Below are 12191 nucleotides of genomic sequence, written 5' to 3'. Positions count from 1 at the left end.
CTGATTCAACCCAATCGATATCACAGAAAATGGTAAGATGAGTCGGTCGGCAACTCGTCGGCAACCGGATAGGCTCAGTTCAAGATAAGGAGCAAATTGTGGCATCTGAAACACCTAAAGTAGGGATTGGGGTGATCATCGTGAACCATAAGGGCGAGGTACTCATAGGCAAGCGGCAAAACAGCCATGCCCCCTACTACTCGATACCTGGAGGCCACATGGAAATTGGTGAGACATTCACCCAATGTGCCGCTCGTGAGATAGAAGAAGAGACCGGCCTGATCATTATAGATCCGAAAGTCATTGCCGTGACCAACAACCTGCAAACCTACCATGAATCAGGGAAACACTATATTAGCGTCGCATTACTGGTTACCCAGTTCAGTGGCCAGCCAGAGTTACGCGAACCAGACAAGTGTGAAGGCTGGCAGTGGGTAGATCCTGAGCACCTCCCCATGCCACATTTTGATGCCAGCGAACAATCCATTCGCTGCTATCTGGAAAACCGCTTCAGCCTTGAATAAGCCCCCACGGCTAAAATAACGGTGTCAGTGACACCGTTATCTACACTGGGTACTGAACTAGCATTCAAACTTAAGCGATGCATTATCCACCCAACTTTCACCCAGCACAGCTTTAGACAGCGCGGAAACACGTTCCATCGCTGACAGGGTTGTCAAACCTGCAACAATAAGATCGCAGCTGTCGGCAATAAAGAAACGCTTCAAAAGGTTGGCTAGCAAAGTGATATAGGTTTCTTGTTGCTCGTCGGGGGTGCCATCGAGCACTATGGTAAGGTTATCTGCGCCAGCCACGATACAGAGCTTGGCAATGTCATTGATTTCGTACTCTGACGTGATCTCGTTCAACGGCAAACGAAGGTTAAGTGTGTAATGACCACACTGCTCCTTGAGTGACAGCAACAGGTTAAAGATATCGTGACGTAGTGCAGAGCGATACAAAGCTAACGGAAAGTCGACTTCCACCTCAGCAATGGCACTGTCGTTAATAGCCGCTTTTAGCGGAAAGCGGCTTTCGTCACCCGCTTCGGCTCCGGAAAAGTGGCTGGCATCAATTCGGTGTTTATTGAGTGAGTAGAAGTATGGCGTCTGTTGCTTAAATACCAGATAACAGATAGTCCCCTGTTGTGGTTGACTTGCTTTGTGCTCACTAAATAGAGATACCAAGCACTCCTTGTCATGACCTTGCAAACTCAGTAACTGAAAATCTGATGGTTTCTTTTGATATGCGTTTGAGTTCATCATCGTTCTAGCTAATCCCTCGCAATAATTTGTTACATGATACTAGAAAATTGCGTCGAGACTGTTTCTGCTGGGGGAAACTGTGTTTATATGAACGGTTGAATTTTGTACAAAAAGTGTGACTTTTATCAGCCATTAAGTGCATAAAAACCAGCTACACTGTGGCAGCCCTAGTGACTCACCAATTTGGTAGTGATCAGACCCGTAATAAAAAAGCCGCCAGCGGGCGACTTTTCTATTCATGACTAAAAGGAGCTATTAACCATTTTCTTGCTCGAAGCGCTGCATAAAGTCCACCAGCGCTTGTACGCCCTCTAGCGGCATTGCATTGTAAATTGAAGCTCGCATACCCCCCACCACACGGTGGCCTTGAAGCGCCTTCAAGCCCGCAGCCTCTGCCTGTTCTAGAAACAACTTGTCCAGTTCAGGGTTCTTAAGCTGGAAAGGTACATTCATCAGGGAACGGTTATCAGCATGCACTTCATTACGGTAGAAATCAGATTGGTCGATGAAGTCATACAGCACTTTCGCCTTGGCTTCATTACGCTTTTGCATCTCTTCGACACCACCGATCCCTTTTAGCCACTTGAACACCTCACCGGCAAGATACCAGGCAAATGTTGGCGGGGTATTAAACATCGATTCCTTATCAACCGATACCGTGTAATCAAGAATGCTCGGCAGAACCTGCTTGGCCTTACCGAGCAAGTCATCACGAACAATAACAATAGTCAGGCCTGCCGGGCCGATATTCTTTTGCGCTCCGGCGTAGATCACACCATATTTCGACACGTCGATCTTACGCGACAAGATGGTAGAAGACATATCAGCAACAATTGGCTTGTCAGTAACAGGAAGATCGCGGATTTCGATACCATCAATCGTTTCATTCGGACAGAAATGAACAAATGCAGCCTCATCGGACAGCGGCCATTCAGAAGCCGGTAAAATCGCCTTTTTGCCTTCACGCTCACAAGTAATATCGGCCACATTTGGCTGACAATACTTTTTCGCTTCTTCAACCGCGCTGTGGGCCCAGTATCCGCCGTCCATGTAATCGGCTGTTTCTGCCTCACCCAACAGGTTCATCGGTACCGCAGCAAACTGACCACGTGCACCGCCATGGCAAAACAACACATGGTAGTTATCAGGAATGGATAATAACTCTCGCAGATCGTTTTCAGACTGTTCAGCCACAGCAATAAACTCTTTGCTACGGTGACTGATTTCCATCACAGAGGTGCCCAGACCGCTCCAGTTAACCAGTTCTTGCTGTGCTTTATTTAAGACATCTGCTGGGATCATTGCTGGACCTGCACAAAAATTGTAAACCTTTTCCATGATGTAAGACTCGCTCCTGCTCTGCATAGGGGAAAATATATCTATTTGTCACGACTTATTGCCCGAAAGCTTACTGTGACCAAGATCAACTACTTTTGTTTTTACACCTTTATGTCAGTTCTGAAAAGACCTGGAGGTAACTATTTATAGAAAAAAAGACGGTTCGATAGTATTCAAACAGATCATCCACATATTCTGTTTTTTTATATATAAAAAAACGCAGCCCGTAGGCTGCGCTTTTATTAGCATATCTAACTAACGATATTACTCTTCGTCAGTTGATTCGCCTTGCTCTGAATCAGCATCTGGTTGTTGTGTCGATTCAGCATCAGTTGCCTGCTCACCGTCGACTGCGATTTCACCATCTACGATAGCATCTTCATCCAGTTCGACTTCTTCCGGCTCATCGATGCGCTGAAGGCCAACAACGAGTTCTTCATCAGCAGTGCGGATCAATGTAACACCTTGCGTGTTACGACCCACACGGCTCACTTCAGCAACGCGAGTACGAACTAGCGTACCGCCGTTGGTGATCATCATAAACTCATCGCCGTCTTCGGCCTGAATTGCACCAACAACTTTACCGTTACGATCAGAGACCTTGATAGATACAACACCTTGTGTCGCACGGCTCTTCGCTGGGTATTCTTCAAGTGATGTACGCTTACCGTAACCGTTTTCAGTTACTGTTAGTACATCACCTTCGTTGTGTGGAACAATCAGTGATACTACTTTGTCACCTTCAGCCAGCTTCATACCACGGACACCCGCAGCAGTTCGGCCCATACCACGTACCTGCTCTTCAGAGAAGCGAACCACTTTACCCGCTTCAGAGAACAGCATGATTTGGTCTGTGCTGTTAGTCACATCAACACCAATCAGTGAATCACCTTCACGTAGGTTCACCGCAATGATACCAGCGCTACGAGGACGGCTGAAGTCAGTCAGCGGTGTCTTCTTCACGGTACCGTCTGCGGTTGCCATGAAGACGAACTTATCTTCTTCATACTCTTTCACTGGCAGGATCGCAGTAATACGCTCACCTTCTTCTAGCGGAAGAATATTGACGATTGGCTTACCACGTGCAGTACGGCTCGCTAATGGTAGCTGGTACACTTTCAGCCAGTACATACGGCCACGGCTAGAGAAGCACAAGATAGTATCGTGAGTATTGGCAACCAGCAGACGTTCAATGAAGTCTTCTTCCTTCATTCGTGTCGCTGCTTTACCTTTACCACCACGGCGCTGAGCTTCATAGTCGCTCAGGATTTGGTACTTCACGTAACCTTCGTGAGAAAGCGTTACTACAACATCTTCCTGAGTAATAAGATCCTCAAGATCGATATCGTGGCTTGCTGCAGTGATCTCAGTACGACGTTCGTCGTTGAACTGCTCTTTCACTGCGTATAGCTCATCGCGAATGACTTCCATCAGGCGCTCTGGGCTACCGAGGATAAGTAGTAGTTCTTCGATGATATCAAGAAGACCTTTGTATTCATCAAGGATCTTCTCGTGCTCTAGACCGGTTAGACGGTGTAGGCGTAGCTCCAGAATAGCTTGTGCTTGCTGTTCTGTCAGGAAGTACTGACCACCATGAATGCCGTACTCTGGTGCCAGCCAATCTGGACGCGCAGCGTCAACACCAGCGCGCTCTAACATTGCAGCCACATCACCTAATTGCCACGGACGAGCAAGTAGCCCTTCACGTGCAACCTGCGGTGTTGGTGCATTTTTAATTAATTCGATGATTTCATCGATATTAACCAATGCAATCGCTAGACCTTCGAGAATGTGAGCACGTTCGCGCGCTTTACGCAATTCGAAGATAGTACGACGCGTCACCACTTCACGGCGGTGATTCACGAAGCATTTCAACATTTCTTTCAGGTTGAATAGTTTAGGCTGGCCATGGTCTAGTGCCACCATGTTGATACCGAACGTAGTTTGTAGCTGAGTTTGCGAGTAAAGGTTATTTAGAATAACTTCACCAACAGCGTCACGCTTACATTCGATAACAATACGCATACCATCTTTATCAGATTCGTCGCGCAGTCCACTGATCCCTTCAACTTTCTTATCTTTTACTAGCTCGGCGATCTTTTCAATCAAACGTGCTTTGTTTACCTGATATGGAATCTCGGTGACAATAATGGTTTCTTTACCATTCTTATCAGCTTCGATATCAGCTTTGGCACGCATGTAAACTTTACCGCGGCCAGTTTGATAAGCATCAATGATACCTTTACGGCCATTGATCAATGCAGCTGTTGGGAAGTCTGGGCCTGGAATATAATCCATCAGCTGATCGATAGTGATTTCTTCATTATCGATATATGCCAGACAACCGTTGATGACTTCACCCAAGTTATGAGGTGGGATGTTAGTCGCCATACCAACCGCGATACCAGAAGAACCGTTAACTAGAAGGTTAGGAATTCTAGTTGGCATAACCGCAGGGATCTTCTCAGTACCATCATAGTTAGGTACATAGTCGACTGTTTCTTTATCAAGATCAGCCAACAATTCGTGGGCAATTTTTGCCATACGAATTTCGGTATAACGCATTGCCGCCGCCGAGTCACCATCAACGGAACCAAAGTTACCTTGGCCGTCAACAAGCATATAACGAAGCGAGAATGGTTGCGCCATACGTACAATCGTGTCGTACACCGCGCTATCACCATGTGGGTGATATTTACCGATTACGTCACCGACCACACGGGCAGATTTTTTGTAAGCTTTATTCCAGTCATTGCCTAGCACATTCATCGCGAACAATACGCGACGGTGCACTGGCTTTAGGCCATCACGCACATCAGGAAGAGCACGACCTACGATTACTGACATCGCATAGTCGAGGTACGAGCCTTTCAGCTCCTCTTCAATATTTACGGGCGTGATCTCTTTTGCAAGATCGCTCATGGAGCCAATATCCCTCAGGTAATTTCTGTCGTATTTTTATACGTGCAAGGTGCGAGAATATAGCATAAACCAGCCTAGATAGGCACACCTTTCACTACTTATGTTGTGAGTAATTTAGCGGATTTACCAAAAATCAGATACTACCTTGACGCCTTTGTGGCATTAAACAGGCCCAAACGGTTATTTTTCACTCAATACGGCTAATCCCTATTTTTTCTCAAATAAAAAAAGTGCTACTAATTGTAAAAACCTGACCTGGTCGCTTTTTATGCAACTTAACGCAAAGCCTGACTGAGAGCTGAATAGTTCTCTGATCAAAGTCACTTTATTCATGAAAGTGAGGCGTAGAATTGCCTTTGCACCCAACCGTTTAGCTGTTTGAAACGGACCTGCACAACTATTTTTTTCAATTGAAAATAAGTGAGGTCATTATGTTAGGCAAAGCAATCAATACTATCGGACTCTGCATCATTGGCGGCAAATACATCTTAATGTTAATTCTCGCTGCAATGACGGTATTTTCAGGTTCAATCAACCCTGAATTACTGGCATTGAACAATGGTTAACAATGACAATGTCTATTGAACTTCATTCTTGAAGCAGTTCTGAGACCGCTCTGGAACAGTTCTGGGACAGTAGCAACTTCCCTACTGCTTCAAGTACGTGCCGATACGGGTTTCTCTCCTGGAGTAATGTCCACTATTCGTCTGCTAACAAGGCAGAAACTATTATTTCCACTCGCTCTATTCCGTTATAATAGCGCCAACCAATTACGGAAAATGGCGATAAGAATGACCAAGCAGTTGAATGTCGATCCGGCAGAAATCAGTAAATTTGAAGAAATGGCCTCTCGTTGGTGGGATCTGGAAGGGGAATTCAAGCCTCTTCATCAAATCAACCCGTTACGCCTGAATTATGTAATTGATCATGCCGGTGGTCTGTTTGGCAAGAAAGTGCTCGATGTTGGTTGTGGCGGTGGCATTCTGGCCGAAAGCATGGCGATAGAAGGTGCGGAAGTCACAGGACTTGATATGGGCAAGGAGCCTCTGACAGTTGCCCGTCTGCATGCTCTGGAAACAGGCACCAAACTGGAATATGTCCAGCGTACCGCAGAAGAACATGCTGAAATGTTCTCCGAGACTTATGATGTTGTCACCTGTATGGAAATGCTGGAACATGTGCCGGATCCTGCATCCGTGATTGCGTCATGTGCAAAAATGGTTAAACCTGGTGGCCATGTCTTTTTCTCGACGCTGAACCGCAATATTAAGTCCTATATGTTTGCGATTGTCGGTGCAGAGCAACTGCTAAAGCTTGTGCCAAAAGGTACCCATGATCACAATAAATTTATCCGCCCGTCGGAGCTAATGGCAATGATCGACCCGACCCCATTGCAGGATCGCCATATAACAGGCTTGCACTATAACCCGCTTACCGACCACTATTGGCTTGGAAATAATGTAGACGTTAACTACATCGTTCATACCGTTAAGCCATAATCAGCATGACTATGGGCACCTGTCCGGTGCCCGCTTCCCATTGGCTCACGGCCAATACACCTTACTTCCCGCTTCCCGCCGTAATCAGTAACTACAATAATGAAAGTGGCTCACAACTTTCACCCATCCAGCCACACTTAATCGAAAGATAAGATACGATAAACCATATTTATTATAAGGATATAGTAATGATAAGTTCGCCTATCAGAGCCGTACTGTTTGATCTCGACGGCACCTTGCTCGATACCGCACCTGACATGGCCGATGCGGCCAATAAAGTTCTGGCCGATCATCACCACGGTCCGCTAACGGACGAACAGATTAAGGCAAATACCAGTTATGGCGCAAAAGGGCTGCTCCGTGCTGGTTTTGGCATTATTCCTTCTCATCTTGACGCCCAGCAGCTAAGGCGGGAGTTCCTTGGCTATTACCAGCAAAACATCTGTGAAGGTACATCCATCTATCGCGGGATCAACAAGCTGCTCGCTTACCTGGAAGGTCAACAAATTCCGTGGGGGATCATGACCAACAAACCCGGCTTTCTTACCGAGCTGCTATTACCTTTTTTCCCCGAACTGTTGCGAGCACAGGTCATTGTCTGCGGTGATACCCTGGCACTCGCCAAGCCCCATCCAGAGCCTTTACTTCACGCCAGTGAGCTACTTGGGGTCTCGCATACCGCATGCGCCTATATTGGTGATATCGAAAAGGATATGATTGCAGCCAACGCAGCCAGTATGCATGGCTATGTTGCGGGCTGGGGTTATATCGGCACAGAGCACACTCCCAGCTCCTGGCAAGCAAAAGGCATTTTACCCACTCCAGAAGCATTAATAGACATGCTGGAACAGCAAAACATGTCCTAATAAGTCATTTCTTAATCAATGAGTTCACCGCTTCTTTAGGTAAGCGAAAATCGGTAAAAATCAAGGGAAAAATTTTTTTACTGCTGTAAATTTGGCTGTGGATTTTATTTGATTTTTTCTATTATATTGGCGCATCTGCCTAAATCGGTTAGTGGATGCTAACTTTTTTTTATAAATCCCCATGTTATCCACAGGCGGTTAAAAATTACCACCTTGCAATAGTGCCTCTTCGTCACTATCTTGTAACCCCATAAGCTCAACACCCCAATATATAGTGTTTTTTGGTCTACAATAAGACATGAACAAAGATCACAATCTTTGCTGCCCTTGTTGTTAAAGTTGCAAAAAACACTGTTATTCAAGAAATACTGGGAAAAAGACCAAAAATGAATCAACAGCTAACTGTTACCAAGCGTGATGGACGCAAAGAAAGTATCGATTTGGATAAAATCCACCGAGTGATCACATGGGCCGCTGAAGGCTTGGAGAATGTCTCGGTATCCCAAGTCGAGCTAAAATCCCACATTCAGTTTTACGAAGGTATCAAGACTGAAGATATCCACGAAACCATCATCAAGGCAGCAGCTGACCTGATTTCAGAAGAAACACCAGACTACCAATACCTTGCTGCACGTCTGGCTATTTTCCACCTACGCAAGAAAGCGTACGGCCAATTCGAGCCACCAACACTTTTTGACCATGTGACGAACCTTGTCAAAAAAGGTAAGTACGACAATCATTTGCTCGAAGATTATAGCCAAGAAGAATTTGAACTGATGGACAGCTACATTGACCATTGGCGTGACATGAACTTCTCATATGCTGCCGTTAAGCAGCTTGAAGGCAAATATCTCGTTCAGAACCGTGTATCCGGCGAAATTTTTGAAAGTGCCCAGTTCCTGTACATAATGATCGCAGCATGCCTGTTCGGTAAATACCCGAAAGAAACACGTCTTGGCTATATCAAGCGTTTCTATGATGCGGTTTCAACATTCAAGATCTCACTGCCAACACCGATTATGTCTGGTGTTCGTACCCCTACGCGCCAGTTCAGCTCTTGCGTACTGATTGAATGCGATGACAGCCTTGATTCTATCAACGCCACGGCAAGCTCTATTGTTCGTTATGTTTCTCAGCGTGCCGGTATCGGCATCAATGCTGGCCGTATCCGTGCCCTAGGCTCAGAAATCCGCGGTGGTGAAGCATTTCACACTGGCTGTATCCCGTTCTACAAATACTTCCAGACCGCAGTTAAATGCTGTTCTCAAGGGGGTGTACGAGGCGGGGCTGCAACCCTTTTCTACCCGATCTGGCACGGTGAAGTTGAATCACTGCTGGTACTGAAGAATAACCGTGGTGTTGAAGAAAACCGTGTCCGCCATATGGACTACGGCGTGCAAATCAACAAGCTTATGTACACTCGTCTGATCAAGGGTGAAAACATTAGCCTGTTCTCGCCATCAGACGTACCAGGTCTGTACGATGCTTTCTTCGCCGACCAGGACGAGTTTGAACGCTTGTACGTGAAATACGAGCAGGATGAAAGCATCAAACGCAAAACCATCAAGGCCATCGAGCTGTTCTCACTGCTAATGCAAGAGCGTGCATCAACAGGTCGCATCTACATTCAGAACGTTGACCACTGCAATACCCACAGCCCATTTGACCCGGCTGTTGCACCTATTCGCCAGTCTAACCTGTGCCTTGAGATTGCCTTGCCAACCAAGCCACTGAATAACGTCGAAGACGAAAATGGTGAGATCGCGCTGTGTACTCTGTCTGCGTTCAACTTGGGTGCTATCGAATCACTCGATGATCTGGAAGAGCTGGCTGAACTGACTGTTCGCGCCCTGGATGCCCTGCTTGATTACCAAGACTACCCGCTTCCTGCTGCACGTCGTTCAACCATGAACCGCCGTACACTGGGTGTTGGTGTGATCAACTTTGCTTATTACCTGGCGAAGCACGGTGTGCGCTACTCTGACGGCAGTGCAAACAACCTGACTCACCAGGCGTTTGAAGCGATGCAGTACTACCTACTGAAAGCCTCTGTCGGGCTGGCAAAAGAGCAAGGCGCGTGTCCGTCATTTAACGAGACAACTTACGCCCAAGGCATTCTGCCTATCGATACCTATAAAAAAGATATTGACAAGGTTTGCAGCGCAGATCTGCATTACGACTGGGAAACCCTTCGCGAAGAGATCAAGACCCATGGTCTGCGTAACTCAACCCTGTCGGCACTGATGCCATCTGAGACCTCATCACAGATCTCAAATGCTACCAACGGAATTGAGCCACCACGAGGCTTTGTCTCTGTAAAAGCATCGAAAGACGGTATCTTGAAGCAGGTTGTGCCAGAGTACAGCAAGTACAAAGATAACTATGAGCTGCTTTGGAACATTGGCAGCAATGACGGCTACCTGCAGCTGGTCGGTATTATGCAGAAGTTCATCGACCAGGCAATTTCAGCCAATACCAACTACGACCCAAGCATTCAGCCAAACGGGAAAGTACCGATGAAGCTCTTGCTAAAAGACCTGCTAACAGCGTATAAACTTGGCGTGAAAACTTTGTACTACCACAACACCCGCGACGGCGCGGCTGATAGCCAGGGTGATGTAGGCGCAGACGACTGCACTAGCTGCAAGATTTAACTAAATACAAGGGCCTGTTTACCATTCAGCGCCACACCTGTAGAGACTAAAAAAGTCTTCAGGCAAGGCAAGAAGAACGAAGTTTAGTCAGCTAAGTAAGTTCTGACTAACGCAGAGTGAAGCTTTTTTAGCCTCTACCCAAAGGGCTGAGGCGATGAAAGGTAAACAGGCCCTGATTAAATGGGAGCTTCGGCTCCCCTTTGATGTTGAGGATATGATGGCGTATAGCACTTTTTGTCAAACCAATAACGATCAGCTAAAAGAACCGATGTTCTTTGGCCAACCTGTCAATGTTGCTCGTTATGACCAACAGAAATTTGAAATTTTTGAGAAGCTGATCGAAAAACAGCTTTCTTTTTTCTGGCGTCCGGAAGAAGTGGACGTCTCAGGTGATCGCATTGATTACAACAATCTGCCAGATCACGAAAGACACATTTTCATCAGTAACCTGAAATACCAAACGCTACTGGATTCTATTCAGGGCCGCAGCCCGAATGTCGCGCTATTGCCAATCGTTTCGATCCCAGAGCTAGAAACCTGGATTGAAACCTGGTCTTTCTCTGAAACGATCCATTCGCGCTCTTATACTCATATCATCCGTAACATCGTGGCCGATCCAGCCATTGTTTTTGACGACATCGTTGATAACGAGCACATCATCAAGCGTGCGGGCGATATTTCAAAATACTATGACGTTCTGATTGCAGCCACTAACGATTACCACCGCCTAGGTGAAGGCACTCACACCATCAATGGTGAAACGGTTACAGTTAATCTTCGCGAGATCAAAAAGAAACTGTATCTGTGCATGATGTCAGTGAACGCACTAGAAGCGATCCGCTTCTATGTCAGCTTTGCCTGTTCTTTTGCGTTTGCCGAGCGAGAGTTGATGGAAGGCAACGCTAAGATCATCAAGCTTATTGCCCGTGATGAAGCCCTGCACCTAACGGGTACCCAGCATATTCTGAACCTGCTACGTACCGGCCAGGACGATCCGGAAATGGCTGAAATTGCCAAAGAGTGCGAGCAGCAGTGCTTCGACATCTTTAAAGATGCCGCTGAGCAGGAGAAAGAGTGGGCCGAATACCTGTTCAAAGATGGCTCGATGATCGGCCTTAACAAAGACATCCTGTGTCAGTATGTTGAATATATCACCAACCTGCGTATGAAGGCCGTTGGCCTCGAGCATGCCTACCCTGGCGCGACCCAGAATCCAATCCCATGGATTAACTCGTGGTTGTCTTCGGATAACGTACAGGTTGCCCCGCAGGAAGCAGAGATCAGCTCTTACCTTGTTGGCCAAATTGACAACGACGTTAGTGCCGACGATCTGGGTGACTTCGAGCTATGAGTCAATTAACCATCAAGGTTAATGGCCAAACGGTCCACGGCAATCGCCGTGAACCGTTACTGGTTCAGCTCGAAAAAGCAGGGCTACAGCCGGAGTTTCAATGCCGCAGTGGTATGTGTGGCGCGTGCCGCTGCAAATTGAAAGCCGGTGCCGTCGATCACGGTGATACAATGGCTTTTGTTGCCCCTAACGAAGTGCTGGCCTGCTGCTCTATTCCCAAGACTAATGTCGATGTCGAATTTGATTATCGACTAGCGCAAGCCCCGCAAACAAACAAAACAATCGTTAATCGCTGA

Annotated in this window: 10 protein-coding genes; 7 read left to right on the top strand and 3 right to left on the bottom strand. The window is 46.7% G+C overall.

Annotated features, from left to right (window positions below; genetic code table 11):
• Window positions 1–98: 98 nt before the first annotated feature.
• Complete coding sequence (locus tag AC51G0_RS05935) at window positions 99–524, top strand: nucleotide triphosphate diphosphatase NUDT15 (protein WP_496301131.1); 426 nt, start codon at window positions 99–101, stop codon at window positions 522–524.
• Window positions 525–581: 57 nt separating this feature from the next.
• Here the strand turns inward: AC51G0_RS05935 and AC51G0_RS05930 are convergent, their stop codons facing one another.
• From AC51G0_RS05930 to gyrA, 3 genes are all read right to left on the bottom strand, one after another.
• Complete coding sequence (locus AC51G0_RS05930) at window positions 582–1265, bottom strand: beta/alpha barrel domain-containing protein (RefSeq protein ID WP_496301130.1); 684 nt, start codon at window positions 1263–1265, stop codon at window positions 582–584.
• Between the two features lie 255 nt (window positions 1266–1520).
• Window positions 1521–2603: a 3-phosphoserine/phosphohydroxythreonine transaminase gene (gene serC, locus AC51G0_RS05925; protein WP_496301129.1), complete on the bottom strand. Its 1083-nt coding sequence runs from the start codon at window positions 2601–2603 to the stop codon at window positions 1521–1523.
• A 264-nt stretch (window positions 2604–2867) separates the two neighbouring features.
• The gene (gene gyrA / locus AC51G0_RS05920; protein ID WP_496301128.1) at window positions 2868–5525 is read right to left on the bottom strand and encodes a DNA topoisomerase (ATP-hydrolyzing) subunit A; all 2658 of its coding nucleotides are present in this window, start codon (window positions 5523–5525) and stop codon (window positions 2868–2870) included.
• Window positions 5526–5956: 431 nt separating this feature from the next.
• On the opposite strand from gyrA, the gene AC51G0_RS05915 reads away from it, so the two are divergent.
• From AC51G0_RS05915 to AC51G0_RS05890, 6 genes are all read left to right on the top strand, one after another.
• Window positions 5957–6091, top strand: a complete 135-nt coding sequence (locus tag AC51G0_RS05915) for a hypothetical protein (protein WP_496301127.1) — start codon at window positions 5957–5959, stop codon at window positions 6089–6091.
• Between the two features lie 225 nt (window positions 6092–6316).
• Window positions 6317–7024, top strand: a complete 708-nt coding sequence (gene ubiG / locus AC51G0_RS05910; protein WP_496301126.1) for a bifunctional 2-polyprenyl-6-hydroxyphenol methylase/3-demethylubiquinol 3-O-methyltransferase UbiG — start codon at window positions 6317–6319, stop codon at window positions 7022–7024.
• A gap of 191 nt (window positions 7025–7215) precedes the next feature.
• Window positions 7216–7890: an HAD family hydrolase gene (locus AC51G0_RS05905; RefSeq protein WP_496301879.1), complete on the top strand. Its 675-nt coding sequence runs from the start codon at window positions 7216–7218 to the stop codon at window positions 7888–7890.
• 386 nt (window positions 7891–8276) lie between these two features.
• Complete coding sequence (gene nrdA / locus AC51G0_RS05900; protein WP_496301125.1) at window positions 8277–10544, top strand: class 1a ribonucleoside-diphosphate reductase subunit alpha; 2268 nt, start codon at window positions 8277–8279, stop codon at window positions 10542–10544.
• 217 nt (window positions 10545–10761) lie between these two features.
• Window positions 10762–11895 carry a class Ia ribonucleoside-diphosphate reductase subunit beta gene (gene nrdB, locus AC51G0_RS05895; RefSeq protein ID WP_496301878.1) on the top strand — a complete coding sequence of 378 codons (1134 nt, stop codon included), beginning with the start codon at window positions 10762–10764 and terminating at the stop codon, window positions 11893–11895.
• Window positions 11892–12191 carry a 2Fe-2S iron-sulfur cluster-binding protein gene (locus AC51G0_RS05890; RefSeq protein WP_496301124.1) on the top strand — a complete coding sequence of 100 codons (300 nt, stop codon included), beginning with the start codon at window positions 11892–11894 and terminating at the stop codon, window positions 12189–12191. The genes nrdB and AC51G0_RS05890 overlap by 4 nt, the downstream gene beginning before the upstream one ends.

The organism is Photobacterium sp. HL06 (assembly GCF_059552575.1).
The sequence above is the reverse complement of the archived record's forward strand: the minus strand, read 5'-3'. Positions and strand labels throughout refer to the sequence as shown.

Excerpts from the sequence above, each read along its gene's own strand:
- nrdB (WP_496301878.1), top strand. The coding sequence starts at position 10,762 with ATGGCGTATAGCACTTTTTGTCAAACCAATAACGATCAGCTAAAAGAA.
- ubiG (WP_496301126.1), top strand. The coding sequence starts at position 6,317 with ATGACCAAGCAGTTGAATGTCGATCCGGCAGAAATCAGTAAATTTGAA.
- AC51G0_RS05915 (WP_496301127.1), top strand. The coding sequence starts at position 5,957 with ATGTTAGGCAAAGCAATCAATACTATCGGACTCTGCATCATTGGCGGC.
- nrdA (WP_496301125.1), top strand. The coding sequence starts at position 8,277 with ATGAATCAACAGCTAACTGTTACCAAGCGTGATGGACGCAAAGAAAGT.
- AC51G0_RS05890 (WP_496301124.1), top strand. The coding sequence starts at position 11,892 with ATGAGTCAATTAACCATCAAGGTTAATGGCCAAACGGTCCACGGCAAT.
- gyrA (WP_496301128.1), bottom strand. The coding sequence starts at position 5,525 with ATGAGCGATCTTGCAAAAGAGATCACGCCCGTAAATATTGAAGAGGAG.
- serC (WP_496301129.1), bottom strand. The coding sequence starts at position 2,603 with ATGGAAAAGGTTTACAATTTTTGTGCAGGTCCAGCAATGATCCCAGCA.
- AC51G0_RS05930 (WP_496301130.1), bottom strand. The coding sequence starts at position 1,265 with ATGATGAACTCAAACGCATATCAAAAGAAACCATCAGATTTTCAGTTA.